Genomic DNA, 24,177 nt, shown 5'->3' with positions numbered 1-24,177 from the left:
GCTCCCTCGCCATCACTTACTGAAAGGCACCCCGCCCTTCGGCGTTACGCACCGACACCTGATCGTTCAGCGTCCAGAAGTCATACAGCACCCCCAGAAAGAACAACCCGCCGGTCAGCAGGTACAGCAAACCTGTGATCCACTTGCCCTGATACATCCGGTGCACGCCGAACGCGCCGAGGAAGGTCAGCAGAATCCACGCCACGTTGTATTCAATAGGGCCCGCCACGAAACGCAGGTCGGCTTCTCGATCCATCGCCGGGATCAGGAACACGTCGATCAGCCAGCCGATCCCCAGCAATCCGAAGGTGAAAAACCAGATCGTGCCGGTCACCGGCTTGCCGTAATAGAAGCGGTGTGAGCCTGTGAAACCGAAAATCCACAACAGGTAGCCGATCACCTTGCTATGAGTGTCTTTTTCCTTCACACGGGGCAGCTGATAGCCGTTCATTAAGACCTCGATACACGCGATAGATAAATATTCTTTAATTCTTTGTGACTTTTTTACAGGCAGCCGACGTATGGCAAATGCTACCGTGTCTCCCGTCAAAGCCTTATAGCACCGGACTTCTGTCCGACAATTGCGTCTTTTTGCCGCTTATTTGGTTCCGTTGGCACCCGATTGAATCGACCAACGGCCTCGGAAGTGACAAAAAAGCTGTTATAAAGTTGCGCGCTAACACACCAAGAGCCCTGCCTAATGCGTCCATTTTTCAAGACATGGCTAACCATTTGCCTATTAATGCCACTGGCCGCCCACGCCACCAATCGTGAGCAACGTCTTCCAAACGTTAACGGTTTCACCCCTAAATCCCATGCCTCTGCTCCTTCGAACAAAGGCAAACAGGTCAAACACACCACGCTGAGCAGCAACGGCCGCAGCAAGCTGGTGCCACCGATGGCGACCAAGGAAAGCAGCAACGTCCTGAGTCGCGCGGTAAACGTCCTCGGTACACCCTACCGTTGGGGCGGCAGCAGCCCGAGTAAAGGCTTCGACTGCAGCGGTCTGGTGAAATACGCGTTCAACGACGCCACGTTCGACCTGCCACGCACCTCGAACGCCATGGCCAGCGGTCACGGCGAGAAAGTCGAACGCAAGGACCTGAAGCCGGGCGACCTGATTTTCTTCAACATCAAGAGCCGTCGGGTCAATCACGTTGCCATCTATTTGGGCAACGATCGTTTCATCCATGCGCCACGGCGCGGCAAATCGGTGAGCATCGACACACTGAACAAGCCGTACTGGGAAAAGCATTACGTGGTGGCCAAACGCGTATTGCCGAAAGAACAGGGGCAGATGCGCGTCGTTCAGCGCTGATTGTTCAGGTACAAAAAAACGCAGCCCAAGGGCTGCGTTTTTTTTGCCTAGAAGTTATCCGGCGTACGCGCCTTTTCCCGCGCATGCTCGCGGCTGATCAAGCCCTTGGTCACCAGATCCTTCAGGCACATGTCGAGTGTCTGCATCCCCAGTGAGCCGCCGGTCTGGATCGCCGAATACATCTGCGCCACCTTGTCCTCACGGATCAGGTTACGGATCGCCGACGTCCCCAGCATGATCTCGTGCGCCGCCACCCGGCCACCGCCGATCTTCTTGATCAGCGTCTGCGACACCACCGCCAGCAAGGACTCCGAAAGCATCGAGCGCACCATGGATTTTTCGTCCCCGGGGAACACGTCCACCACCCGGTCGATGGTCTTGGCTGCCGACGTGGTGTGCAAGGTGCCGAACACCAGGTGCCCGGTTTCGGCGGCGGTGAGTGCCAGGCGGATGGTTTCCAGATCACGCATCTCGCCCACGAGGATCACGTCCGGGTCTTCGCGTAGCGCTGAACGCAATGCGGTGGCGAAACTGCGGGTATCGCGATGGACTTCGCGCTGATTGATCAGGCATTTGCGTGATTCGTGGACGAATTCGATCGGATCTTCAATGGTCAGGATGTGGTGATGGCGATGGGTGTTGAGGTAATCGATCATTGCCGCCAGCGTCGTCGACTTGCCGGAGCCGGTCGGCCCGGTCACCAGCACCAGCCCGCGCGGCGCATCGGTGATCTTGCGAAAGACGTCGCCCATGGCCAGGTCTTCCATGGTCAGCACTTTTGACGGAATAGTGCGGAACACCGCCCCGGCGCCCCGGTTCTGGTTGAAGGCATTGACCCGAAAGCGCGCCACGCCGGGGACTTCGAAGGAAAAGTCGGTCTCCAGATGTTTCTCGAAGTCCACCCGCTGGGTGTCGTTCATGATGTCGTAGATCAGCTCGTGCACCTGTTTGTGATCCAGCGCCGGCAGATTGATCCGCCGCACGTCGCCATCCACGCGGATCATCGGCGGCAGACCGGCCGACAGGTGCAGGTCGGAAGCGCCCTGTTTGGCGCTGAAGGCCAGCAGTTCAGTGATATCCATAGCGTCCCTCAATTCCAGTAGAATGCCGCGAACCTTCAGACCGCTGGCGCCTCTTGATGTCCACGATAGCAGACAACATTCTCCAGGTTAGTTCGCGTATTCATGCCGCCACCGCTGCCGCCGGACGCGATGAAAACAGCGTCCAGCTGCTGGCCGTGAGCAAGACCAAACCGGCCGAAGCCCTGCGCGAAGCGTACGCCGCCGGCCTGCGCGACTTTGGCGAGAACTACCTGCAAGAGGCCTTGGGCAAACAGCTCGAACTGGCCGACCTGCCCTTGATTTGGCACTTCATCGGCCCCATTCAGTCGAACAAGACCCGCTCGATTGCCGAGCATTTCGCCTGGGTGCACTCCGTGGATCGTCTGAAAATCGCCCAACGCCTGTCCGAACAACGCCCGGCGGATCTGCCGCCACTGAACATCTGCATTCAGGTCAACGTCAGCGGTGAGGCCAGCAAGTCCGGCTGCACGCCGCAAGACCTGCCGGCGCTGGCCCAGGCCATCAGCGCCCTGCCACGCCTGAAGCTGCGCGGGTTGATGGCGATTCCCGAACCGACTGAAGATCGCGCCGAGCAGGATGCTGCATTCGCCGCCGTTCAGAAGTTGCAGGCCAGCCTCGATCTGCCGCTCGACACACTTTCCATGGGCATGAGCCACGACCTCGAGTCGGCCATTGCCCAGGGCGCGACCTGGGTCCGTATCGGTACGGCCCTGTTCGGCGCCCGCGACTATTCCCAATCTTGACCATTTCCAGATAAGGACCTGACATGAGCAACACACGTATTGCCTTTATCGGTGCCGGCAACATGGCCGCCAGCCTGATCGGCGGCCTGCGGGCCAAGGGTCTGGAAGCTGCACACATTCGCGCCAGCGATCCGGGTGAAGAAACCCGCGCCAAAGTCAGCGCCGAACACGGCATCGAAACCTTCGCCGACAACGCCCAGGCCATCGACGGCGCCGACGTTGTCGTGCTGGCAGTCAAGCCACAGGCCATGAAAGCCGTGTGCGAAGCGATTCGCCCGAGCCTGAAACCGAATCAACTGGTGGTCTCCATCGCCGCCGGCATCACCTGCGCCAGCATGACCGCATGGCTTGGCGAGCAACCGATCGTGCGCTGCATGCCGAACACCCCGGCGCTGCTGCGTCAGGGCGTTAGCGGTTTGTACGCTACCGACGAAGTGAGTGCCGAACAACGCCAGCAGGCTGAAGAACTGCTGTCCGCCGTGGGCATTGCCCTGTGGCTGAACGAAGAGCAGCAACTGGACGCCGTCACCGCCGTCTCCGGTTCCGGCCCGGCGTACTTCTTCCTGCTGATCGAAGCCATGACCGCCGCCGGCGTCAAACTCGGCCTGCCGAAGGAAACCGCCGAGCAGCTGACCTTGCAGACCGCGCTGGGAGCCGCGCACATGGCCGTGTCCAGCGACGTCGACGCCGCCGAACTGCGCCGCCGCGTGACCTCGCCAGCGGGCACCACGGAAGCTGCGATCAAATCGTTCCAGGCCGGAGGCTTCGAAGCCCTGGTGGAAAAAGCACTCGGCGCCGCCGCGCACCGCTCGGCCGAAATGGCCGAACAACTGGGCAAATAAGGAGCCTTACATGATTGGATTGAACACCGCAGCGGTCTACGTGCTGCAAACCCTTGGCAGCCTGTACCTGCTGATCGTGCTGCTGCGCTTCGTCCTGCAACTGGTGCGGGCGAACTTCTACAACCCGCTGTGCCAGTTTGTGGTCAAGGCCACGCAGCCGCTGCTCAAGCCACTGCGCCGGATCATCCCGAGCCTGTTCGGCCTCGACATGTCGTCGCTGGTATTGGCGATTCTCGTGCAACTGGCGCTGATGGCGCTGACCCTGCTGCTGACCTATGGCACTACCGGTAACCCGCTGCAACTGCTGATCTGGTCGCTGATCGGCGTGACGGCGCTGTTCCTGAAGATTTTCTTCTGGGCCATGATCATCAGCATCATCCTGTCCTGGGTCGCACCGGGCAGCCACAATCCGGGCGCCGAACTGGTGAACCAGATCTGCGAACCGGCCCTGGCGCCGTTCCGCCGCATCCTGCCGAACCTCGGTGGTCTGGACCTGTCGCCGATCTTCGCCTTCCTCGTGCTGAAGCTGATCGACATGCTGGTGATCAACAACCTCGCGGCGATGACGATGATGCCGGAAATCCTGCGCCTGCTGATGTGAGCTGGTTTCGCTGGGACGGTGACGACCTGATTCTGGAATGTCACCTGCAACCGGCCGCCCGCAGCGATGATTTCTGCGGGCTGCACGGTGATCGCCTGAAAATTCGCCTGACCGCGCCGCCGGTCGAGGGCAAGGCCAATGCGTACCTGATGGGGTTTCTGGCCAAGGCTTTTGGGGTTTCCAAAAGCCAGGTCAGTTTGCTCAGCGGCGAGTTGAACCGGCAGAAGCGGGTGAAGATCTGCTCGCCGAAGAAGTTGCCGGATCTGCCCGGACTAGTGCGCTGATCGTTCCCACGTCGAGGCGTCGAACCGTCCGCGTGGGAATGCATCCCGGGACGCTCCGCGTCCCCCGCCGAAGCGGACGCGGAGCGTCCAATGAGGCGTTCCCACGCGGAGCGTGGGAACGAGCGCAAATCAGGCCTGATCGTTGCTTGCCGCTAACCCCACCGGTCTTTAGACTTACGCCTCATTTCAACGAGAGCAGGGTCGATGCCAGCTGCCTTTCCCCCCGATTCTGTTGGTCTGGTGACGCCGCAAACGGCGCACTTCAGCGAACCGCTGGCCCTGGCCTGCGGCCGTTCGCTGGCCGATTATGACCTGATCTACGAAACCTACGGCACGCTGAACGCGCAAGCGAGCAACGCCGTGCTGATCTGCCACGCCTTGTCCGGCCACCACCACGCTGCGGGTTATCACAGCGTCGACGACCGCAAGCCCGGTTGGTGGGACAGCTGCATCGGCCCCGGCAAACCGATCGACACCAACAAGTTCTTCGTGGTCAGCCTGAACAACCTCGGCGGTTGCAACGGCTCCACCGGCCCGAGCAGCCTCAACCCGGAAACCGGCAAGCCGTTCGGCGCCGACTTCCCGGTGCTGACCGTGGAAGACTGGGTGCACAGCCAGGCACGTCTGGCCGACCTGCTCGGCATCGGCCAGTGGGCCGCGGTGATCGGCGGCAGCCTGGGCGGCATGCAGGCGCTGCAATGGACCATCACGTATCCGGATCGCGTTCGCCACTGCCTGGCCATCGCCTCGGCCCCGAAGCTGTCGGCGCAGAACATCGCCTTCAACGAAGTGGCGCGCCAGGCGATCCTCACCGACCCGGAATTCCACGGCGGCTCGTTCCAGGAACAGGGCGTGATCCCCAAACGCGGCCTGATGCTAGCGCGGATGGTCGGACACATCACGTATCTGTCCGACGACTCCATGGGCGAGAAATTCGGCCGTGGCCTGAAGAGCGAAAAGCTCAACTACGACTTCCACAGTGTCGAGTTCCAGGTCGAAAGCTACCTGCGCTATCAGGGCGAAGAGTTCTCCGGGCGCTTCGATGCCAACACTTATCTGTTGATGACCAAGGCGCTGGACTACTTCGATCCGGCAGCGAACTTCAACGATAACCTGGCGAAAACCTTCGAAGGTGCAAAAGCCAGGTTCTGCGTGATGTCGTTTACCACCGACTGGCGTTTCTCCCCGGCCCGCTCGCGGGAACTGGTGGATGCGCTGATGGCTGCGCGCAAGGACGTCAGCTACCTGGAAATCGACGCGCCGCAGGGCCACGACGCCTTCCTGATTCCGATCCCGCGCTATTTGCAGGCGTTCGGCAATTACATGAACCGCATTACGTTGTGAGAAAGCCATGAGAGCTGATCTGGAAATCATCCAGGAATGGATCCCCGCCGGCAGCCGCGTGCTCGACCTCGGCTGCGGTGACGGCGAGTTGCTGACCTGGCTGCGCGACCACAAGCAGGTCACCGGCTATGGCCTGGAAAACGACCCGGACAACATCGCCGAGTGCGTGGCCAAGGGCATCAACGTCATCGAACAGGATCTGGACAAGGGCCTGGGCAACTTCGCCAGCAACAGCTTCGACATCGTGGTGATGACCCAGGCCCTGCAAGCCGTGCATTACCCGGACAAGATCCTCGACGAAATGCTGCGGGTCGGACGCCAGTGCATCATCACCTTCCCCAACTTCGGTCACTGGCGCTGCCGCTGGTATCTGGCGAGCAAGGGCCGGATGCCGGTGTCGGAATTTCTGCCGTACACCTGGTACAACACGCCGAACATCCACTTCTGCACCTTCGAAGACTTTGAAGAACTTTGTCGCGAACGTGAGGCGAAGGTCATTGATCGGCTTGCCGTGGATCAACAGCACCGCCACGGGTGGGCCAGTAAGCTATGGCCTAATCTGTTAGGTGAGATCGGTATCTACCGCGTCAGCAGCCCGGGGCTTGCGGATCACAGAATCGCGGTCTGAACCACGACATTGCGAGGAGAGCGAACATGGGACGCTTGATTACCGCGCTATTGGCCGCCTGCCTGAGCCTGTCGGCCGTGGCCGCCGATGCCATCAAGGGCGAACGCAAGGAAGTGTTCGGTGATGTCACCGTGCATTACAACACCTTCAACTCGACCTTCCTGACGCCGGACATCGCCAAGGCTGCCGAGCTGATCCGCAGCAAGAACCAGGGCGTGATCAATGTCTCGGTAATCAAGGACGGCAAACCGCTGATCGCCCAGGTCAGTGGCACCGTCAAGGACCTGACCAGCCAGAGCGTGCCGCTGACCTTCCGCCAGATCACCGAGCAAGGCGCGATCTACTACATCGCCCAGTACCCGGTGGAGCAGCAGGAAACCCGCACCTTTGAAATCAAGGTGCAGACCGGCGACAAGATCAACACCCTCAATTTCAACCAAGAGCTTTTCCCTGGCCAATGATCAATCTCAAGCAACTCGTACTGGCCAGCCATAACGCCGGCAAACTCAAGGAACTCCAGGCCATGCTCGGCGATTCGGTGCAACTGCGCTCGATCGGCGAATTCAGCAGTGTGGAGCCGGAAGAAACCGGTCTGTCGTTCGTCGAGAACGCGATCCTCAAGGCGCGCAATGCCGCTCGCATTTCCGGGCTGCCGGCGCTGGCCGACGATTCGGGCCTGGCGGTCGATTTCCTCGGCGGTGCGCCGGGCATCTACTCGGCGCGCTACGCCGACGGCAAGGGTGACGCGGCGAACAACGCCAAACTGCTCGACGCCTTGAAGGACGTGCCGGAAGCCGAGCGTGGCGCGCAGTTCGTCTGCGTGCTGGCGCTGGTGCGTCATGCCGACGATCCGCTGCCGATCCTCTGCGAAGGTCTGTGGCACGGGCGCATCCTGACCGCCGCCAGCGGTGAGCACGGTTTCGGCTACGACCCGCTGTTCTGGGTACCGGAGCGTAACGTGTCCAGCGCCGAGCTGAGCCCGAGCGACAAGAACCAGATCAGCCACCGCGCCCGTGCAATGGATCTGCTGCGCCAGCGTCTGGGCTTGAAATGACCGATAGCTCCTGCGCGTCGTCGCTGATTATCGGCGGCGCCGCCTCCTCGCCTCGGGCACCGTTACCGACGCTGCCGCCCCTGGCGCTGTACATCCACATCCCGTGGTGTGTGCGCAAATGCCCCTATTGCGACTTCAACTCCCACACCGCCAGCCCGGTGCTGCCGGAGCAGGAGTACGTCGACGCGATGCTGGCAGACCTCGATCAGGATCTGCACGCGGTGTATGGCCGTGAGTTGAGTTCGATCTTCTTTGGCGGCGGCACGCCGAGCCTGTTCAGCGCCGAAGCCCTTGGTCGACTGCTGGAAGGCGTGAAACAACGCATTCCGTTTGCCGACGATATCGAAATCACCCTGGAAGCCAACCCCGGGACCTTCGAGCAAGAAAAGTTCGTCGCCTACCGCAAACTGGGGATCAATCGCCTGTCGATCGGCATCCAGAGTTTCCAGCAGGAAAAGCTCAAGGCTCTGGGCCGTATCCACAACGGCGACGAAGCCGTGCGGGCGGCAGGCATGGCGCGTCAGGCCGGGTTCGATAACTTCAACCTCGACTTGATGCACGGCTTGCCGGACCAGTCGCTGGAAGATGCCCTGAGCGATCTGCGCCAGGCGATCGAGCTGAAGCCGACGCACATTTCCTGGTATCAGCTGACACTGGAGCCGAACACCGTGTTCTGGAACCAGCCGCCGGTGCTGCCGGAAGACGACACGCTGTGGGACATTCAAGAGGCCGGACAGGCGCTGCTGGCCGAGCACGGTTACGCGCAGTACGAAGTTTCAGCCTACGCGCAACCGGGTCGCCCGGCGCGGCACAACCTGAATTACTGGAGCTTCGGCGACTTCATCGGCATCGGCGCCGGCGCCCACGGCAAGCTCAGCCATCCGGACGGGCGCATCGTGCGCACATGGAAGACGCGCCTGCCGAAGGACTACCTCAACCCGGCCAAAAGCTTCCAGGCCGGCGAGAAAGCCCTGACCAACGACGAGATGCCGTTCGAATTCCTGATGAACGCCCTGCGCCTGACCGCTGGCGTCGAATCGCGCCTGTACCCGGAGCGCACCGGCCTGCCGCTGGAGAGCCTCGACGAACACCGGCGCGAGGCCGAACAAAGCGGTCTGTTGCAGGTCGAACCGTCACGTCTGGCGGCCACCGAGCGCGGACAACTGTTCCTCAACGACTTGCTGCAGAAATTTCTGAGCTGACCGCTCTTAAGGAAACCGCATGGATTTGATACTCGACCTGCTCGCCACCGTGTCCCGCTGGAGCCGCAGCAACCTTTCGGAAATCGCTTTGGCCCTGGTGGGCTGCCTGCTGGTGCTGTTCGGCGCTGACTTCAAAGGCTGGGTCGAGCAACGCCTGGGCAGCATCGCCGGCGCTCTGCGCGTGCCGCTGATGGCCCTGCTGTGCCTGATCGGCAGCGGCGCAGCACTGATCTACGCGACGCCGTGGGTAGTGAAGGGGCTGAGCCAGTTCAACAACTACAGCCTGGCGCCGGTGTTGTTGGTGGTGCTGGTGTTGATTGGCGTGGTCGCGGATCGCCGCTGATTTTCAGCTACTACCCAAAACAACTGTGGGAGCCATTGGCTCCCACAGTTTTTTATTGCGTAACGTTTAAGCGAGCTTTTCGAACTTCAGATCCCACACGCCATGCCCAAGACGTTCGCCGCGGCGTTCGAACTTGGTGATCGGGCGCTCGGCCGGGCGAGGTACGCACTTGCCGTCTTCGGCGAGGTTGCGATAGCCCGGGGCGACGTTCATCACTTCCAGCATGTATTCGGCGTACGGCTCCCAGTCGGTGGCCATGTGCAGAATGCCGCCAACCTTCAGCTTGCTGCGCACCAGCTCAGCGAAGGACGCCTGAACGATGCGGCGCTTGTGGTGGCGGCTCTTGTGCCACGGATCCGGGAAGAACAGCATCAGGCGATCGAGGCTGTTGTCGGCGATGCAGCGGTTGAGCACTTCGATCGCGTCGCAATCGTAGACCCGCAGGTTGGTCAGGCCCTGAGTCAGCACGCCGTTGAGCAGCGCGCCGACACCCGGACGGTGAACCTCGACACCGATGAAATCCTGTTCCGGCGCAGCGGCGGCCATTTCCAGCAGCGAGTGGCCCATGCCGAAACCGATCTCCAGCGAACGCGGCGCGGAACGGCCGAACACCTGGTCGTAATCCACCGGCGCATCGGCCAGCGGCAGGACGAACTTCGGCGCGCCCTGATCCAGGCCGCGCTGCTGGCCTTCGGTCATGCGCCCGGCGCGCATCACGAAACTCTTGATGCGGCGGTGTTGGCGCTCGTCGCCTTCTTCCGTCTGGATTGGCGTGTCGTTCGATTCAGTCATCAATAGCTCTTACTTGATCAGACCATCCAGCGGCGAAGAGGCGCTGGCATAGAGTTTTTTCGGCATGCGGCCGGCGAGGTAGGCCAGGCGGCCCGCGACGATCGCGTGTTTCATGGCTTCGGCCATCATGATCGGCTGCTGGGCGTGGGCGATGGCCGAGTTCATCAGCACGGCGTCACAGCCCAGTTCCATCGAGATGGTGGCGTCGGAAGCGGTGCCGACACCGGCATCCACCAGCACCGGGATCTTGGCTTCTTCGAGGATGATCTGCAGGTTGTACGGATTGCAGATCCCCAGGCCCGAACCGATCAGACCGGCCAGCGGCATGACCGCGATGCAGCCGATTTCCGCCAGTTGCCGGGCGATGATCGGGTCATCACTGGTGTAAACCATCACGTCGAAGCCTTCCTTGACCAGCACTTCGGCGGCCTTGAGGGTTTCGATCACGTTGGGGAACAGGGTTTTCTGGTCGGCCAGCACTTCCAGCTTCACCAGATTGTGGCCGTCGAGCAGCTCACGGGCCAGTCGGCAGGTGCGCACGGCTTCGACTGCGTCGTAGCACCCGGCGGTGTTCGGCAGGAAGGTGTAGCGATCCGGCGACAGCACTTCGAGCAGGTTCGGCTCGCCTTCGATCTGGCCCAGATTGGTGCGGCGCACGGCGAAGGTGACGATCTCGGCACCCGAGGCTTCGATGGCCAGACGGGTTTCTTCCATGTCACGGTACTTGCCGGTACCGACCAGCAAACGCGACTGGTAAGTACGACCGGCCAGAACGAAAGGCTTGTCGCTACGAACGATGCTCATGGGGAATCCTCTGTTGGGGTGAGGGTCTTGCAGAATTCTCGGCCCATGCAGGCCTGGCGATCAGCCGCCGCCGATCGCGTGCACGACTTCGACATTGTCGCCGTCGTTCAAAGTGGTGTCGGCATGCTGGCTGCGCGGGACGATATCCAGATTGAGTTCGACCGCGACGCGGCGTCCGGTCAGATCCAGACGCGTCAGCAGGGCCGCAACGGTTTCACCGTCGGGCAGTTCAAAGGATTCACCGTTCAACTGAATGCGCATGCGCAACGCCGCCATCACTTTTTAGGGGGTGGCATTCTAGCCCGATCATGACCTAAAGGTCAGCACCAAGCGTCAAGCGGTTGGGTGCAGGCGCCAGGCGGCGAGTCCGAGGCATAGCCAGCCGATCAGGAACGCCAGGCCGCCGAACGGGGTGATGATGCCGAGCTTGCTGATGCCGAGGGTGGTCAGCAGGTACAGACTGCCGGAGAACAGCAGAATACCGACGGTGAACGAGATGCCGGCCCAGGCGACCAGACGCCCCTGAAGCTGCGTCGCCAGCAGCGCCACGCCGAACAGCGCCAGCGAGTGCACCAGTTGATAGGTGACGCCGGTGTGGAAGATCGCCAGATACTCCGGGGTCAGGCGGTTTTTCAGGCCATGTGCGGCGAATGCGCCGAGGCCGACACCGGTGAAACCAAAGAAGGCGGCCAGCATCAGAAAGCTACGCAGCATGTAGAACTCCAGTCAGACTCGATCGGCAGGGTCTGTATAATGGCCCGCTCAAACGGTTCGGCCAAGCCATCTCTATGCTGCGTTTATTTCTCCGTCGTTTCACGAAGGCCCTGCTCTGGTTCGCGGGCGGCAGCGTATTGCTGGTGTTGGTGTTTCGCTTTGTGCCGCCACCGTTCACGGCGCTGATGGTCGAGCGCAAGATCGAATCCTGGGTCGACGGCGAGCCGATCGATCTGCAACGCACCTGGAAACCGTGGGACGAGATCTCCGATGACCTGAAGGTCGCGGTGATTGCCGGCGAAGACCAGAAATTCCCCGAGCACTGGGGTTTTGACCTGAGTGCGATCAAGGCCGCACTGGCCCACAACGAACTCGGCGGTTCGATTCGCGGCGCCAGCACTTTGAGCCAGCAAGTGTCGAAGAACCTGTTTTTGTGGTCTGGCCGCAGTTATCTGCGCAAAGGGCTGGAAGCGTGGTTTACCGCGCTGATCGAAGTGTTCTGGCCCAAGCAGCGGATTCTCGAGGTGTACCTGAACAGCGTCGAGTGGGATGACGGCGTGTTTGGTGCCGAAGCGGCGGCAAGGCATCACTTTGGCGTAGGCGCCAGGTCGCTGTCCCGGCAACAGGCGAGCTATCTGGCGGCTGTGCTGCCGAATCCGCGGGTCTGGAGCGCCAGTCATCCGACCGCTTATGTGTCGCGTCGGGCCGGCTGGATTCGCCAGCAAATGAGCCAGCTGGGTGGCGACAGCTATTTGTTGACACTCAATGATTCGCGCCGCGCGCCCTGGGCCCAATGACTGCCTGACAGGCAAACAAAAACGCCCCGATCATCACTGATCGGGGCGTTTTTTATTGCCGGACTGCCGGTTATGCGGCAATCGACAACTTGAGCTTGTTCATCGCGCTCTTCTCGAGCTGACGGATCCGCTCGGCCGACACGTTGTACTTCTGCGCCAGGTCGTGCAGCGTGGCTTTCTCTTCTGCCAGCCAGCGCTGGTAGAGGATGTCGCGGCTGCGTTCGTCCAGCACTTCCAGCGCTTCGTGCAGGTTGTGATTGGAGTTGTCGCTCCAGTCGGCATCTTCCAGTTGACGCGCCGGGTCATACCGGTGGTCTTCCAGGTAGTTGGCCGGCGACTGGAAAGCACTGTCGTCGTCCGCTTCCGCAGCCGGGTCGAAGGCCATGTCATGGCCGGTCAGGCGACTTTCCATCTCACGCACTTCACGCGGCTCGACGCCGAGGCTTTCCGCCACACGGTGGACTTCCTCGTTGTTCAGCCAGGCAAGACGTTTCTTCTGGCTGCGCAGGTTGAAGAACAGCTTGCGCTGGGCCTTGGTGGTCGCGACCTTCACGATCCGCCAGTTGCGCAGGATGAACTCGTGAATCTCGGCCTTGATCCAGTGCACCGCAAAGGACACCAGACGCACGCCCATTTCCGGGTTGAAACGCTTCACGGCCTTCATCAGGCCGACGTTACCTTCCTGGATCAGGTCAGCCTGAGCCAGACCGTAGCCGGAATAGCTACGGGCGATGTGTACGACAAACCGCAGGTGGGCGAGCACCATCTGCCGAGCCGCCCCCAGATCCTGCTCATAGTAGAGACTCTCGGCCAGTTCACGCTCCTGCTCCGGCGTCAGCAATGGAATGCTGTTGACGGTGTGCACGTAGGCTTCCAGGTTTGCGCCTGGAACCAATGCATACGCAGGTTGCAAAGAATTGGACATACGGAAAAACCTCCGACTTACATACTCATGCTTTTCAGCATTGCGAAAAATTGACCGGAAACTCAAATGAAAGTTTCCTTAACCACTGAAAGGTCAATCACGCGCAAAAAAGATTCTACTTCGGCGCCAGCTCCCTGAGATGACGTGCGACGGCAATCCATGCACCGATATAACCCAACAGCACCGCGCCAAGCAAGAGCGACAGACCATCGGCAACTGGCACGCCGGCCAGTGCGAAATCACTGCCGTACAAGCCGGCCAGCCCGACCACCGCGTCGTTCAGCCAATTCAGGCCGAACGCCAAAACACCCCAGGACAGCAGACCCGCACCGAAGCCATACAGCGCGCCCATGTAAAGAAAGGGACGACGCACATAGCTGTCGGTGCCGCCGACGAGTTTAATCACTTCTATCTCGGTGCGGCGGTTTTCAATATGAAGACGAATGGTATTGCCTATCACCAAAAGTAATGCAGAAACCAGCAACACCGTCAGACCGAACACAAAACGGTCACCGAGCTTGAGGATGGCGGCCAGACGCTCGACCCAGACTAGATCAAGTTGCGCCTGTTGTACCTTGGGCAGCTCGGAAAGTTTTTGTCTTAATGCTTCCAGGGTCGACTTGTCGACCTCGTTCGGCGTCACCAGTACCACGCCCGGCAGCGGGTTTTCCGGTAGCTCGCGCAGGGCTTCGCCCAAGCCGGACTGCTGCTGGAACTCTTCCAGCGCCTGGTCGCGGCCGACATATTCAGCATCAGCTACGCCCAGCATGCCCTTGATCTGATCACGTAACGCTTCGCCCTGAGCCGGACTGGCCTCGAGCTCCAGGTACAGCGAGATCTGCGCCGCGCGCTGCCACGAGCCGCCCAGGCGCTCGACATTGTTCAGCAACAACGAAAGGCCCATCGGCAGACTCAGCGCAACTGCCATCACCATGCAGGTGAAGAAGCTGCCGATCGGCTGCTTGCCGAGACGGCGCAGGCTGTCGATCCAGCTGGCGCGATGGCTTTCGATCCAGGCACGGAACAACGTGGCGAAATCCGGGCCGTCGTCATCGTCGTGCTTTTTCTTCTTTGGCGGTTGCGGATCGGCGGCCTTCGGGGCCACGCGCTCGGAAACCTTCGGACTGCGTGTTGCACTCATACGCCGGCCTCCCCGTCGCCGATCAATCGGCCACGTTGCAGGGTCAGCATGCGATGGCGCATACGCGCGATCAGCGCCAGGTCGTGACTGGCGATCAGCACGCTGGTGCCCAGACGGTTGATGTCTTCGAACACGCCCATGATCTCGGCCGCCAGACGCGGGTCGAGGTTACCGGTCGGTTCGTCCGCCAGCAGCAGGGCCGGACGGTGAACGATGGCCCGGGCAATGCCGACGCGCTGTTGCTGACCGGTGGACAGGTCGCCCGGATACAGCTCGGCCTTGTCCGACAGCGCCACGCGCTCCAGCGCCGAGTCGACGCGCTTGGCGATCTCGACCTTGGACAGCCCGAGAATCTGCAACGGCAGCGCGACGTTGTTGAACACCGTGCGATCGAACAACAGTTGATGGTTCTGGAACACCACCCCGATCTGCCGACGCAGGAACGGAATCTGCGCATTGCTGATGGTGCTCAGGTCCTGCCCGGCCAGCAGCAGTTTGCCGCTGGTCGGACGCTCCATCGCCAGCAACAGGCGCAACAACGTGGATTTACCGGCACCGGAGTGGCCGGTGACAAACAGGAACTCGCCGCGACGGACTCGAAAGCTCAGCTCATGCAAGCCGACGTGACCGTTCGGGTAGCGCTTACCGACCTGTTCGAAACGAATCATGAACGCTCCCGCTCGGCAAACAGTGCCTGGACAAAGGGTTCGGCTTCAAAGGTACGCAGATCGTCGATGCCTTCACCGACGCCGATGTAGCGGATCGGCAGGCCGAACTGCTTGGCCAGGGCGAAAATCACCCCGCCCTTGGCGGTGCCGTCGAGCTTGGTCAGCGCCAGGCCGGTCAGTTCGACGGTCTGGTTGAATTGCTTGGCCTGGTTGATGGCGTTCTGGCCGGTGCCGGCGTCGAGTACCAGCAGCACTTCGTGCGGCGCATCGGCGTCGAGCTTGCCGATCACCCGGCGAACCTTCTTCAGCTCTTCCATCAGGTTGTCTTTGGTGTGCAGACGACCGGCGGTGTCGGCGATCAGCACGTCGATGCCACGGGCCTTGGCGGCCTGCACGGCGTCGAAGATCACTGAAGCCGAGTCCGCGCCCGTGTGCTGGGCAATCACCGGAATCTTGTTGCGCTCGCCCCAGACCTGCAACTGCTCGACAGCCGCGGCACGGAAGGTGTCACCGGCAGCGAGCATGACTTTCTTGCCTTCCAGCTGCAGTTTTTTCGCCAGTTTGCCGATGGTGGTGGTCTTGCCGGCGCCGTTGACGCCGACCACTAGAATCACGAACGGCTTGTTCTGGGAAGCGATCTTCAGCGGCTGCTCGACCGGTTTGAGCATTGCGGCCAGCTCGGCCTGCAGGGATTTGTACAGGGCGTCGGAATCGGCCAGCTCTTTACGTGCGACCTTCTGGGTCAGACGCTGGATGATCACCGAAGTCGCCTCGACGCCGACGTCGGCCGTCAGCAGGCGGGTTTCGAGGTCGTCGAGCAGATCGTCATCGATGGCTTTCTTGCCGAGGAACAGGCTGGCCATGCCCTCGCCGATGCTGGCACTGGTCTTGGACAGGCCTTGCTTGAGACGGGCAAAGAAGCCGGCCTTGGTTTCTTCGGTGCGCGGGGCCTCGACCGGGGTTTCAACCTGGATTTCCACAGGAGCGACTGGCGCGACTGGCGCTACGGCGACCGGTGCAGGTGCAGGTGCAGGTGCAGGTGCAGGTGCAGGTGCAGGTGCAGGCTCGGGCGCTTCGACAATCGGGGCAACCGGAGCAACCACAGGTTCTGGAATGACCGGAGCAGCTTCCACCACCGGCGCCTGAACAGGCTCGGGGGCGAACGCAACCGGCGCAGGAATCAGCGGCGTAACGTGCGGCGCAGCCTCTTCAACCAGCGCCACCGGCTCTTCCGCCACTGGCAAGGTCAGCCACGGCTCGCTGGCCGGGGTCAGCGGCAACTCAGCGGCAGCCGGCGCTTCAGGCTCGGCCTCGACCACTGGTTGCAGCACCGGCTCGGCGATCGGCAGCACAACCGGTGCCGGCGCTTCTTCTATTACCGGAGCGGGCGCGGGGGCCGGCTCAGGAATGGCAGTCGGCTGTTCGACGACGGGTTCCTGCGGTTTCTTGCGCAGCCATCCGAACAGGCTTTTCTTCTCGCCAGCCGCAGCTGGGGTCTTCTTGTCGTCGTTGGAACCAAACATGGAGGACGGCTATCTCACGGTAGCGACGCGCCACAGGGGCGCCCCGGCAAATAAATATTCGATGCAGAACAGACTGTGTTTCACCCAGCTTGTTCACGCGCAACATTTTGTCGAGGCGCCAAAAGCACCTCAAAGGTCATTAAATACGAAGGACTGGAACGGCATCGTCGGCGAAAACGCAGAGTTTAGCTGAGAAACTCAAAGCTTCTGCCGGTAACCCGTACAACCTATAGACCGATCAGTGGCCTGATAGGCGTGGCCGCCAGTAAAACGGATCAGTATCCTAGCACCCTCTCGCCCGCCGACGCTAAGACCAAGCGGGCAGCCCAACAGGTTTAAAAACGAATGAATGCTCTAGCCCGCCGCGCCGCAGGCCTGCTGCTCAGCACAGTCTGCCTGCCCCTTTCGGCCCTGGCGGCCGACCCGCAACCGACCCACGAATTCACCCTCGACAACGGCTTGAAGGTCGTCGTGCGCGAAGACCATCGCGCGCCGGTGGTGGTGTCGCAGGTCTGGTACAAGGTCGGTTCCAGCTACGAAACCCCGGGCCAGACCGGTCTGTCCCACGCCCTCGAGCACATGATGTTCAAGGGCAGCGAGAAAGTCGGTCCCGGCGAAGCCTCGCTGATCCTGCGCGACCTCGGCGCCGAAGAGAACGCGTTCACCAGCGACGACTTCACTGCTTATTACCAGGTGCTGGCCCGCGACCGTCTGGGCGTGGCCTTCGAACTGGAAGCCGACCGCATGGCCAACCTGCGCCTGCCGGCTGACGAGTTCGCCAAGGAAATCGAAGTCATCAAGGAAGAGCGCCGCCTGCGCACCGATGACAAGCCGATGGCCAAGGCCTTCGAGCGCTACAAGGCCATGGCCTATCCGGCCAGCGGTTATCACACGCCGACCATCGGCTGGATGGCTGACCTGGAGCGGATGAAAGTCGAAGAGCTGCGTCACTGGTACCAGTCCTGGTACGTGCCGAACAACGCCACGCTGGTGGTGGTCGGCGACGTGACTCCGGACGAGGTGAAGACCCTCGCCCAGCGCTACTTCGGGCCGATCCCGAAACGCGACGTGCCGCCGGCGAAAAAGCCGCTGGAACTGGCCGAACCGGGTGAACGCCAGATCACCCTGCACGTGCAGACCCGACTGCCGAGCCTGATGCTCGGCTTCAACGTCCCGAGTATCGCCACCGCCGAAGACAAACGTTCGGTCAACGCCTTGCGCCTGATTTCGGCATTGCTGGACGGCGGCTACAGCGGTCGCATCCCGACTCAACTGGAGCGTGGCGAAGAACTGGTGTCCGGCGGTTCGTCGAGCTACGACGCCTACACCCGCGGCGACAGCCTGTTCACCCTGTCGGCCACACCGAACACCCAGAAGAAAAAAACCATGGCCCAGGCGGAAGCCGGCCTGTGGAAACTGCTGGAACAGCTGAAAACCACCGCACCGTCCGCCGAAGAGCTGGAACGCGTGCGTGCGCAGGTCATCGCCGGTCTGGTCTTCGAGCGCGACTCGATCACCAGCCAGGCCACTGCCATCGGCCAGCTGGAGACCGTCGGTCTGTCGTGGAAACTGATGGACACCGAACTGGCGGATCTGGAAAGCGTCACTCCGCAAGACATCCAGAACGCCGCCAAGCTGTATTTCACCCGCGAACGTCTCAGCGTCGCCCACGTCCTGCCACTGGAGACGACTCATGAGTGAGCGCAAAACCCCACGTCTGCTGCTCGGCCTGATCGCCGTGGCCATCATCGGCTCCGCCGCGTTCTATCTGGTGCCGAGCGACAACACCAAGGCCAGCGAAGCGCTGGATAACGCCAAGTCCAGCCAGAAGCTGCAATCGCTGGCCGAACTCGACGGCAAGGCCCCGGCCAGTCGCAAGCTCGACGTGCAGACCTGGAACACCGCCGAAGGCGCCAAGGTGCTGTTCGTCGAAGCCCGCGAACTGCCGATGTTCGACATGCGCCTGATCTTCTCCGCCGGCAGCAGCCAGGACGGCAACGCGCCGGGGCTGGCCCTGCTGACCAACGCCATGCTCAACGAAGGTGTGGCGGGCAAGGATGTCGGCGCCATCGCCCAAGGTTTCGAAGGCCTGGGCGCGGATTTCGGCAACGGCGCCTACAAGGACATGGCCATCGCGTCGCTGCGAAGTCTGAGTGCCGCCGACAAGCGCGAGCCGGCGCTGAAGCTGTTCTCGGAAGTGGTGGGCAAACCGACCTTCCCGGCCGACTCCTTCGCGCGCATCAAGAACCAGATGCTCGCCGGTTTCGAGTACCAGAAACAGAACCCCGGCAAGCTCGCCAGCCTGGAACTGATGAAGCGCCTGTACGGCGATCACCCGTACGCCCATTCCAGCGACGGCAACGCGCAAAGCGTGCCGAAGATCACGCTGGCGCAACTGCGTGAGTTCCACGCCAAGGCCTATGCGGCCGGCAACGTGGTGATCGCGCTGGTGGGCGATCTGTCCCGCAGTGAAGCCGAGGCGATTGCCAATCAGGTGTCCGCTGCGCTGCCAAAAGGCCCGGCGCTGGCGAAGATCGCCCAGCCGCAGGAACCGAAGGCCAGCGTCGGTCACATCGAGTTCCCGTCCAAGCAGACCAACCTGATGATCGCGCAACTGGGCATCGACCGTGATGACCCGGACTACGCCGCGCTATCGATGGGCAACCAGATCCTCGGCGGTGGCGGTTTCGGCACCCGGCTGATGAGCGAAGTCCGCGAGAAGCGCGGCTTGACCTACGGCGTGTATTCGGCCTTCAGCCCGATGCAGGCTCGCGGCCCGTTCATGATCAACCTGCAGACCCGCGCGGAAATGAGCGAAGGCACCCTGAAACTGGTGCAGGACGTGCTCGCCGACTACCTCAAGACCGGCCCGACCCAGAAAGAACTCGACGACGCCAAGCGCGAACTGGCCGGCAGCTTCCCGCTGTCCACCGCGAGCAATGCCGATATCGTCGGCCAGCTCGGCGCCATGGGTTTCTACAACCTGCCGCTGAGCTATCTCGATGACTTCATGCGTCAGTCCCAGAGCCTGACAGTCGAGCAGGTTCGCGACGTCCTGAACAAACACTTGAGCACGGACAAACTGGTCATCGTCAGCGCTGGCCCGACCGTGCCGCAAAAGCCGTTACCGGCCCCATCTGATAAACCTGCCGAGCAGCCGCTCGGGGTTCCGGAGCATTAATGGCCAGTCCAAAGAAACCTGTACAAAAACTGCACAACGGTGTGAACCAGTTGCGCATCATCGGCGGCGAATGGCGCAGCCGAAAGCTGAGCTTTCCTGATGCGCCGGGTCTGCGCCCGACGCCAGACCGGGTGCGCGAAACCCTATTCAACTGGCTCGCACCCTACGTTGCCGGGGCCAAGGTGCTCGATCCGTTCGCCGGCAGCGGCGCGCTGTTTCTGGAAGCGCTGTCCCGTGGCGCGGCCATGGGTCAGGCGCTGGATGCCAGCCACGTCGCGGTCTCCAGCCTGAAAGAACACCTCGGCACGCTGCGCTGCACCAACGGTCACGTGCAGACCGCCGATGCGCTGCGCTACCTGGAAACCCAGACTGCGACCGCGTTCGACCTGGTGTTCCTCGACCCGCCGTTCAACCAGAACCTGCTGCCGACGGTGTGCACATTGCTGGAAGAGCGCCAATGGCTGGCCGACGATTCGTGGATCTACACTGAAAGCGAAACCACGCCATCGACCCTCGGCCTGCCGGGCAACTGGCGCCTGCACCGCGAGCAGAAATCCGGGCGGGTGTACTACGCGTTGTGGCAACGTATGGCAGTGATCGCCGGTTAACCGACCGGCCTGAAAAAGCGGCGAGTCTCAGCCGAGGCTCGCTGCGCTGCATCGAGAGCAATCGTGTCCCCTTCGTCTAAACCGTTCATCCCCGCCTTCGGCCTCGGCAATCCACACCTGCAAACCTTGTGGGGGCCGCTATGGCGTAAAACCGTGCACCTTGATCGCCAGCGCGAACGGCTGTGGCTGGACGACGGCGACTTCCTCGACCTCGACTGGCACGGCCCGCACAGCGCCGACGCGCCTCTAGTGCTGGTGCTGCACGGGCTGACCGGTTCTTCCAATTCGCCTTACGTCGCCGGAATCCAGGCAGCCCTCGCCGCGCAAGGCTGGGCCAGTGTTGCGCTGAACTGGCGCGGCTGCTCCGGCGAGCCGAATCTGTTGCCCCGCAGCTACCATTCCGGGGCCAGCGAAGACCTCGCCGAAACCATCCGCCATCTGAAAGCCAAGCGGCCATTGGCGCCGCTGTATGCGGTCGGCTATTCCCTCGGCGGCAATGTGTTGCTCAAGCATCTGGGGGAAACCGGCAGTGCCAGCGGCGTGCTCGGCGCGGTGGCGGTGTCGGTGCCGTTTCGCCTCGATCAATGTGCCGACCGTATCGGCCAGGGCTTCTCGAAGGTCTATCAGGCGCACTTCATGCGCGAGATGGTCGCCTACATCAAGAACAAGCAGCGCCAGTTCCAGCACGACGGGCGCGAGGATGGTCTCGCCGCACTGGCAGCCCTCGGCTCGCTGGAAAACATGCGCACTTTCTGGGATTTCGATGGCCGGGTGACCGCGCCGCTGCACGGTTTCGCCGATGCCGAGGATTACTATCGCCGCGCATCGAGCCGCTACTTTCTCGGCGAGATCCGCACGCCGACCCTGATTATTCAGGCGGCTGACGACCCGTTCGTGTTCCCCCACAGCCTGCCGCAGGCCAGCGAGCTGTCGGCCACGACGCAGTTCGAATTACAGAGCAAGGGCGGGCATGTCGGCTTTGTTGACGGCACGCTCCGCCAACCGGGTTATTACCTGGAGCGACGGATTCCGCAGTGGCTGGCCGACGCGGGGCGCGGGTGAAGTCATGAGCGATCAGGGCGAGTCGATCCGTTTCTGGCAGGCCGCGCCTCTGGCCGGGGTCGAGCTGTTGACCGCGCGCTACATCGAGCATCGTTTCGCCCCGCACGTCCACGACGGTTATGTGATCGGCATGATCATGGCCGGCGCCCAGCGCTACCGTTATCGCGGCGCCGAACACCTGGCGGGCAGCGGCACGCTGGTGCTGATCAATCCGGACGAAGTGCATAACGGCCACAAAGGCACGGAGGACGGCTGGCTGTACCGGGCGTTTTATCCCGACACAGGGCAGATCGTCGCGCTGCTGAATGAGCTGGAACTGCCGACCGCACCGATGCCGGCTTTCGGCGCGACGCTGTATCGCGATCCGGACCTGGTCAACGGTTTCTGTCAGTTGCATCGCTTGCTGGAAAGCCCCGCCACCGCGCTGCAACAGCAAACGGTGTGGCGCGAAATGATGATGTTGCTGTTACAGCGTCACGCAGCGGTGCAGATCAACGGCAACCCCGGCAAAGAGCACCGCGCGGTGGCGATGGCCAAGGAGTTGCTGCACGCGCAACTGGCGGCGCCGCCCTCGCTGGAAGAACTGGCGGCGGCCGTGAACCTCTCGCCCTTCCACTTTGCCCGGGTGTTCCGTCGCGCCACCGGCATGCCGCCGCACAGCTGGCTGATGCAGCAGCGGATCGCCTGCGCGCGTGGCTTGTTGCAGAGCGGCTGCCTGCCGGTGGAGGTCGCCACGCAGCTGGGATTTGCCGACCAGAGCCATCTGAGCCGGCAATTCAAACAGGTTTACGGCGTGGGGCCGGCGGCCTATCGCAGCGCGCGGCTGGATCGCTGAGCGATTACTCGTCCGTAGCGATACCGCGCGCAGGATCGTTGATCCACTCGCTCCACGATCCGGCATACAGCGAACCCAACGGATAACCCGCCAGGCACAGGGCGAACAGGTTGTGACACGCCGTCACCCCGGAGCCGCAGTAAGCCACCAGATCGTTCGGGGAACGCTCGCCGAGTTTCGCGGCGAAACGCTGCTTGAGCTGATCGGCCGGCAGGAAACGCCCGTCGCTGCCCAGGTTGTCGGTAAACGCCGCGCATTGCGCGCCGGGAATGTGCCCGGCGATCAGGTCGATGGGTTCCACTTCACCCTTGAAGCGCGGCAAGGCGCGGGCATCGAGCAGGGTCAGGGCCGGCTGGCCGAGGCGCTGCTGCAATTGCTCGGCGCTGAGCAGCAGGCTCATGTCCGGCTGGCCGCTGAAATTACCCCGGGCCGCTGACGGTGGATCAAGACTCAACGGCAGCCCCGCCGCATGCCAGGCCTTGAGCCCGCCATCGAGAATGAACACGCCGTCACGCTTGCCCAGCCACGCCAGCAACCACCAGGCCCGCGCCGCATAGGCGCCCGGGCCGTCGTCATACAAAACCACGTCGCTGTCGTTATTGATGCCGAACGCTTGCAGGCGTTCGATCAGCGCCGCCGGCTCCGGCAGCGGATGGCGACCGGTCACACCCTTGGTCACCGGGCCGCTGAGGTCGCGTTCAAGATCGGCGAAATGTGCCCCGGCAATGTGCCCCTCGGCGTAGCTGCGCTGGCCGTAATCCGGGTCTTCGAGGGCAAAACGGCAATCGAGAATCACCAGCCCCGGTTGCGCCTTGCGGGCATCCAGTGCGGTCGGGCTGATCAGTTGCGCAATCGGCATAGCGAACGACTCCAGTGAATAAATGGGCTTACGGTCTCTCTTCGAGGGCCTGGGCCAGCGGCACGTAGAACTCTTCGAACAAGGCGTTGACTTCATCGCGGGCCTGCTCGGTGACGAACCCTGCTTCCAGCACCAGCACCTGATACACGCCACGCTTGATGGCCTGCTCGCTGAGGTGATTGGAATTCTCCCGGGTCGTGCACAGGAAGCGCACCCAAGAGGTGAGGATGATCCACGCGTTGAGGGTGAGGGATTCGATCTGCACGCGGTCCATCTTCAGGATCCCGGCGGCAACAAAGCCTTCGTAGATCGCCGCGCCCTGGATCACGCAGCGCTGGGAGAAGCGCCGATAACGCCCGGCCAGGTCCGGATCGCTGTCGAGCAGGTGCTCGAGATCGCGGTGCAGGAAACGGTAGCGCCACATCGCCGACAGCAGTTCCTTGAGATAGAAACGCTTGTCTTCGACCGTCGCGGCACGGCCCTGGGGCGGACGCAGGAAGCTGTCCACCAGGCTTTCGTACTCACTGAACAATACGGCGATGATCGCCTGCTTGTTGGGGAAGTGGTAGTACAGATTGCCCGGAGAAATCTCCATATGGGCGGCGATGTGATTGGTGCTGATGCTGCGCTCGCCCTGCTGATTGAACAGCTCGAGGCTGTTCTGCACGATGCGCTCGCTGGTTTTGATCCGTGGGGCCATGGCTTGAGCTTTAATTCAGAGTGCGTTGGGGGGCATCTTACGACCTAACCGGAACGGGATAAAACCAGGATGCGCAAGGAAGCCATTTGACTTTCTAGAGCATAGACTCTAAAAAGTTCCTCAAAAC

Annotated in this window: 29 protein-coding genes; 17 read left to right on the top strand and 12 right to left on the bottom strand. The window is 62.0% G+C overall.

The window, feature by feature from the left end; genetic code table 11:
• Positions 1-16: 16 nt before the first annotated feature.
• Complete coding sequence (locus tag C1X29_RS01935) at positions 17-451, bottom strand: TM2 domain-containing protein (RefSeq protein WP_102716719.1); 435 nt, start codon at positions 449-451, stop codon at positions 17-19.
• Positions 452-700: 249 nt separating this feature from the next.
• On the opposite strand from C1X29_RS01935, the gene C1X29_RS01930 reads away from it, so the two are divergent.
• Positions 701-1,318, top strand: a complete 618-nt coding sequence (locus tag C1X29_RS01930; RefSeq protein ID WP_007953345.1) for a C40 family peptidase — start codon at positions 701-703, stop codon at positions 1,316-1,318.
• A 47-nt stretch (positions 1,319-1,365) separates the two neighbouring features.
• Here C1X29_RS01930 and C1X29_RS01925 read toward each other — a convergent pair whose 3' ends face one another.
• The gene (locus tag C1X29_RS01925; RefSeq protein ID WP_039767934.1) at positions 1,366-2,400 is read right to left on the bottom strand and encodes a type IV pilus twitching motility protein PilT; all 1,035 of its coding nucleotides are present in this window, start codon (positions 2,398-2,400) and stop codon (positions 1,366-1,368) included.
• Positions 2,401-2,456: 56 nt separating this feature from the next.
• On the opposite strand from C1X29_RS01925, the gene C1X29_RS01920 reads away from it, so the two are divergent.
• From C1X29_RS01920 to C1X29_RS01875, 10 genes are all read left to right on the top strand, one after another.
• The gene (locus C1X29_RS01920; RefSeq protein ID WP_102685777.1) at positions 2,457-3,143 is read left to right on the top strand and encodes a YggS family pyridoxal phosphate-dependent enzyme; all 687 of its coding nucleotides are present in this window, start codon (positions 2,457-2,459) and stop codon (positions 3,141-3,143) included.
• 23 nt (positions 3,144-3,166) lie between these two features.
• Positions 3,167-3,985, top strand: a complete 819-nt coding sequence (proC, locus tag C1X29_RS01915) for a pyrroline-5-carboxylate reductase (RefSeq protein ID WP_102685778.1) — start codon at positions 3,167-3,169, stop codon at positions 3,983-3,985.
• A gap of 10 nt (positions 3,986-3,995) precedes the next feature.
• The gene (locus tag C1X29_RS01910) at positions 3,996-4,586 is read left to right on the top strand and encodes a YggT family protein (RefSeq protein WP_011336374.1); all 591 of its coding nucleotides are present in this window, start codon (positions 3,996-3,998) and stop codon (positions 4,584-4,586) included.
• Positions 4,583-4,870 (top strand): DUF167 domain-containing protein, encoded by a 288-nt coding sequence (locus tag C1X29_RS01905; RefSeq protein WP_102685779.1) that lies wholly within the window; start codon positions 4,583-4,585, stop codon positions 4,868-4,870. Before C1X29_RS01910 ends, C1X29_RS01905 begins: the two co-directional genes overlap by 4 nt.
• Positions 4,871-5,074: 204 nt before the next feature.
• The gene (locus C1X29_RS01900) at positions 5,075-6,214 is read left to right on the top strand and encodes a homoserine O-acetyltransferase (protein WP_007953360.1); all 1,140 of its coding nucleotides are present in this window, start codon (positions 5,075-5,077) and stop codon (positions 6,212-6,214) included.
• A 7-nt stretch (positions 6,215-6,221) separates the two neighbouring features.
• Complete coding sequence (gene metW, locus C1X29_RS01895) at positions 6,222-6,842, top strand: methionine biosynthesis protein MetW (RefSeq protein ID WP_011336377.1); 621 nt, start codon at positions 6,222-6,224, stop codon at positions 6,840-6,842.
• A 26-nt stretch (positions 6,843-6,868) separates the two neighbouring features.
• A complete protein-coding gene (locus C1X29_RS01890; protein WP_085646974.1) occupies positions 6,869-7,303 on the top strand; it encodes a DUF4426 domain-containing protein in 435 nt (144 codons plus the stop codon).
• A complete protein-coding gene (gene rdgB, locus C1X29_RS01885) occupies positions 7,300-7,896 on the top strand; it encodes an RdgB/HAM1 family non-canonical purine NTP pyrophosphatase (RefSeq protein WP_011336379.1) in 597 nt (198 codons plus the stop codon). The genes C1X29_RS01890 and rdgB overlap by 4 nt, the downstream gene beginning before the upstream one ends.
• Positions 7,893-9,098 (top strand): radical SAM family heme chaperone HemW, encoded by a 1,206-nt coding sequence (gene hemW, locus C1X29_RS01880; RefSeq protein WP_102685780.1) that lies wholly within the window; start codon positions 7,893-7,895, stop codon positions 9,096-9,098. The genes rdgB and hemW overlap by 4 nt, the downstream gene beginning before the upstream one ends.
• A 19-nt stretch (positions 9,099-9,117) precedes the next feature.
• The gene (locus tag C1X29_RS01875) at positions 9,118-9,441 is read left to right on the top strand and encodes a DUF3392 domain-containing protein (RefSeq protein ID WP_074690154.1); all 324 of its coding nucleotides are present in this window, start codon (positions 9,118-9,120) and stop codon (positions 9,439-9,441) included.
• A 66-nt stretch (positions 9,442-9,507) separates the two neighbouring features.
• Here the strand turns inward: C1X29_RS01875 and trmB are convergent, their stop codons facing one another.
• The 4 genes from trmB to C1X29_RS01855 form a co-directional block, all read right to left on the bottom strand.
• Positions 9,508-10,233 carry a tRNA (guanosine(46)-N7)-methyltransferase TrmB gene (gene trmB, locus C1X29_RS01870; RefSeq protein WP_085646976.1) on the bottom strand — a complete coding sequence of 242 codons (726 nt, stop codon included), beginning with the start codon at positions 10,231-10,233 and terminating at the stop codon, positions 9,508-9,510.
• A gap of 9 nt (positions 10,234-10,242) precedes the next feature.
• A complete protein-coding gene (locus C1X29_RS01865) occupies positions 10,243-11,037 on the bottom strand; it encodes a thiazole synthase (protein WP_007953385.1) in 795 nt (264 codons plus the stop codon).
• A gap of 60 nt (positions 11,038-11,097) precedes the next feature.
• Entirely contained in the window at positions 11,098-11,298 is a 201-nt protein-coding gene (gene thiS, locus C1X29_RS01860; RefSeq protein WP_007953386.1) for a sulfur carrier protein ThiS, read from the bottom strand.
• Between the two features lie 72 nt (positions 11,299-11,370).
• The gene (locus tag C1X29_RS01855; RefSeq protein WP_102716718.1) at positions 11,371-11,751 is read right to left on the bottom strand and encodes a DUF423 domain-containing protein; all 381 of its coding nucleotides are present in this window, start codon (positions 11,749-11,751) and stop codon (positions 11,371-11,373) included.
• A 74-nt stretch (positions 11,752-11,825) separates the two neighbouring features.
• Between C1X29_RS01855 and mtgA the strand changes: the two genes are divergently transcribed.
• Complete coding sequence (gene mtgA, locus C1X29_RS01850) at positions 11,826-12,548, top strand: monofunctional biosynthetic peptidoglycan transglycosylase (RefSeq protein WP_085611980.1); 723 nt, start codon at positions 11,826-11,828, stop codon at positions 12,546-12,548.
• Positions 12,549-12,618: 70 nt separating this feature from the next.
• Here the strand turns inward: mtgA and rpoH are convergent, their stop codons facing one another.
• From rpoH to ftsY, 4 genes are all read right to left on the bottom strand, one after another.
• Complete coding sequence (gene rpoH, locus C1X29_RS01845) at positions 12,619-13,473, bottom strand: RNA polymerase sigma factor RpoH (protein WP_007953393.1); 855 nt, start codon at positions 13,471-13,473, stop codon at positions 12,619-12,621.
• A 115-nt stretch (positions 13,474-13,588) separates the two neighbouring features.
• Positions 13,589-14,614, bottom strand: a complete 1,026-nt coding sequence (ftsX, locus tag C1X29_RS01840; protein WP_102716717.1) for a permease-like cell division protein FtsX — start codon at positions 14,612-14,614, stop codon at positions 13,589-13,591.
• Positions 14,611-15,282: a cell division ATP-binding protein FtsE gene (ftsE, locus tag C1X29_RS01835; RefSeq protein WP_007953396.1), complete on the bottom strand. Its 672-nt coding sequence runs from the start codon at positions 15,280-15,282 to the stop codon at positions 14,611-14,613. Before ftsE ends, ftsX begins: the two co-directional genes overlap by 4 nt.
• Positions 15,279-16,805, bottom strand: a complete 1,527-nt coding sequence (ftsY, locus tag C1X29_RS01830; protein WP_102716716.1) for a signal recognition particle-docking protein FtsY — start codon at positions 16,803-16,805, stop codon at positions 15,279-15,281. Before ftsY ends, ftsE begins: the two co-directional genes overlap by 4 nt.
• Positions 16,806-17,150: 345 nt before the next feature.
• Between ftsY and C1X29_RS01820 the strand changes: the two genes are divergently transcribed.
• The 5 genes from C1X29_RS01820 (at position 17,151) to C1X29_RS01800 (ending at position 22,491) form a co-directional block, all read left to right on the top strand.
• Positions 17,151-18,506 (top strand): pitrilysin family protein, encoded by a 1,356-nt coding sequence (locus C1X29_RS01820; RefSeq protein WP_102716715.1) that lies wholly within the window; start codon positions 17,151-17,153, stop codon positions 18,504-18,506.
• Positions 18,499-19,986: a pitrilysin family protein gene (locus C1X29_RS01815; RefSeq protein WP_085746698.1), complete on the top strand. Its 1,488-nt coding sequence runs from the start codon at positions 18,499-18,501 to the stop codon at positions 19,984-19,986. Before C1X29_RS01820 ends, C1X29_RS01815 begins: the two co-directional genes overlap by 8 nt.
• Positions 19,986-20,594: a 16S rRNA (guanine(966)-N(2))-methyltransferase RsmD gene (gene rsmD, locus C1X29_RS01810; protein ID WP_102716714.1), complete on the top strand. Its 609-nt coding sequence runs from the start codon at positions 19,986-19,988 to the stop codon at positions 20,592-20,594. The genes C1X29_RS01815 and rsmD overlap by 1 nt, the downstream gene beginning before the upstream one ends.
• 63 nt (positions 20,595-20,657) lie before the next feature.
• Positions 20,658-21,656, top strand: a complete 999-nt coding sequence (locus tag C1X29_RS01805; protein ID WP_102716713.1) for a hydrolase — start codon at positions 20,658-20,660, stop codon at positions 21,654-21,656.
• Between the two features lie 4 nt (positions 21,657-21,660).
• Entirely contained in the window at positions 21,661-22,491 is an 831-nt protein-coding gene (locus tag C1X29_RS01800) for an AraC family transcriptional regulator (RefSeq protein ID WP_102716712.1), read from the top strand.
• A gap of 4 nt (positions 22,492-22,495) precedes the next feature.
• On the opposite strand, the gene C1X29_RS01795 is transcribed toward C1X29_RS01800, so the two are convergent.
• Both C1X29_RS01795 and C1X29_RS01790 read right to left on the bottom strand, forming a co-directional pair.
• A complete protein-coding gene (locus C1X29_RS01795) occupies positions 22,496-23,350 on the bottom strand; it encodes a sulfurtransferase (RefSeq protein ID WP_102716711.1) in 855 nt (284 codons plus the stop codon).
• A 28-nt stretch (positions 23,351-23,378) separates the two neighbouring features.
• Positions 23,379-24,050 (bottom strand): TetR/AcrR family transcriptional regulator, encoded by a 672-nt coding sequence (locus C1X29_RS01790; RefSeq protein WP_007953407.1) that lies wholly within the window; start codon positions 24,048-24,050, stop codon positions 23,379-23,381.
• Positions 24,051-24,177: the final 127 nt, after the last annotated feature.

Origin of the sequence: Pseudomonas sp. GW456-12-10-14-LB2 (assembly GCF_002884345.1) — a bacterium.
Classification (GTDB): domain Bacteria; phylum Pseudomonadota; class Gammaproteobacteria; order Pseudomonadales; family Pseudomonadaceae; genus Aquipseudomonas; species Aquipseudomonas paraglycinae.
The sequence above is the reverse complement of the archived record's forward strand: the minus strand, read 5'-3'. Positions and strand labels throughout refer to the sequence as shown.

Bases quoted from the DNA above. Each gene is read 5' to 3' on its own strand.
- C1X29_RS01935 (WP_102716719.1), bottom strand. From the start codon at position 451: ATGAACGGCTATCAGCTGCCCCGTGTGAAGGAAAAAGACACTCATAGC.
- C1X29_RS01930 (WP_007953345.1), top strand. From the start codon at position 701: ATGCGTCCATTTTTCAAGACATGGCTAACCATTTGCCTATTAATGCCA.
- C1X29_RS01925 (WP_039767934.1), bottom strand. From the start codon at position 2,400: ATGGATATCACTGAACTGCTGGCCTTCAGCGCCAAACAGGGCGCTTCC.
- C1X29_RS01920 (WP_102685777.1), top strand. From the start codon at position 2,457: ATGTCCACGATAGCAGACAACATTCTCCAGGTTAGTTCGCGTATTCAT.
- proC (WP_102685778.1), top strand. From the start codon at position 3,167: ATGAGCAACACACGTATTGCCTTTATCGGTGCCGGCAACATGGCCGCC.
- C1X29_RS01910 (WP_011336374.1), top strand. From the start codon at position 3,996: ATGATTGGATTGAACACCGCAGCGGTCTACGTGCTGCAAACCCTTGGC.
- C1X29_RS01900 (WP_007953360.1), top strand. From the start codon at position 5,075: ATGCCAGCTGCCTTTCCCCCCGATTCTGTTGGTCTGGTGACGCCGCAA.
- metW (WP_011336377.1), top strand. From the start codon at position 6,222: ATGAGAGCTGATCTGGAAATCATCCAGGAATGGATCCCCGCCGGCAGC.
- C1X29_RS01890 (WP_085646974.1), top strand. From the start codon at position 6,869: ATGGGACGCTTGATTACCGCGCTATTGGCCGCCTGCCTGAGCCTGTCG.
- rdgB (WP_011336379.1), top strand. From the start codon at position 7,300: ATGATCAATCTCAAGCAACTCGTACTGGCCAGCCATAACGCCGGCAAA.
- hemW (WP_102685780.1), top strand. From the start codon at position 7,893: ATGACCGATAGCTCCTGCGCGTCGTCGCTGATTATCGGCGGCGCCGCC.
- C1X29_RS01875 (WP_074690154.1), top strand. From the start codon at position 9,118: ATGGATTTGATACTCGACCTGCTCGCCACCGTGTCCCGCTGGAGCCGC.
- trmB (WP_085646976.1), bottom strand. From the start codon at position 10,233: ATGACTGAATCGAACGACACGCCAATCCAGACGGAAGAAGGCGACGAG.
- C1X29_RS01865 (WP_007953385.1), bottom strand. From the start codon at position 11,037: ATGAGCATCGTTCGTAGCGACAAGCCTTTCGTTCTGGCCGGTCGTACT.
- thiS (WP_007953386.1), bottom strand. From the start codon at position 11,298: ATGCGCATTCAGTTGAACGGTGAATCCTTTGAACTGCCCGACGGTGAA.
- C1X29_RS01855 (WP_102716718.1), bottom strand. From the start codon at position 11,751: ATGCTGCGTAGCTTTCTGATGCTGGCCGCCTTCTTTGGTTTCACCGGT.
- mtgA (WP_085611980.1), top strand. From the start codon at position 11,826: ATGCTGCGTTTATTTCTCCGTCGTTTCACGAAGGCCCTGCTCTGGTTC.
- rpoH (WP_007953393.1), bottom strand. From the start codon at position 13,473: ATGTCCAATTCTTTGCAACCTGCGTATGCATTGGTTCCAGGCGCAAAC.
- ftsX (WP_102716717.1), bottom strand. From the start codon at position 14,614: ATGAGTGCAACACGCAGTCCGAAGGTTTCCGAGCGCGTGGCCCCGAAG.
- ftsE (WP_007953396.1), bottom strand. From the start codon at position 15,282: ATGATTCGTTTCGAACAGGTCGGTAAGCGCTACCCGAACGGTCACGTC.
- ftsY (WP_102716716.1), bottom strand. From the start codon at position 16,805: ATGTTTGGTTCCAACGACGACAAGAAGACCCCAGCTGCGGCTGGCGAG.
- C1X29_RS01820 (WP_102716715.1), top strand. From the start codon at position 17,151: ATGAATGCTCTAGCCCGCCGCGCCGCAGGCCTGCTGCTCAGCACAGTC.
- C1X29_RS01815 (WP_085746698.1), top strand. From the start codon at position 18,499: ATGAGTGAGCGCAAAACCCCACGTCTGCTGCTCGGCCTGATCGCCGTG.
- rsmD (WP_102716714.1), top strand. From the start codon at position 19,986: ATGGCCAGTCCAAAGAAACCTGTACAAAAACTGCACAACGGTGTGAAC.
- C1X29_RS01800 (WP_102716712.1), top strand. From the start codon at position 21,661: ATGAGCGATCAGGGCGAGTCGATCCGTTTCTGGCAGGCCGCGCCTCTG.
- C1X29_RS01795 (WP_102716711.1), bottom strand. From the start codon at position 23,350: ATGCCGATTGCGCAACTGATCAGCCCGACCGCACTGGATGCCCGCAAG.
- C1X29_RS01790 (WP_007953407.1), bottom strand. From the start codon at position 24,050: ATGGCCCCACGGATCAAAACCAGCGAGCGCATCGTGCAGAACAGCCTC.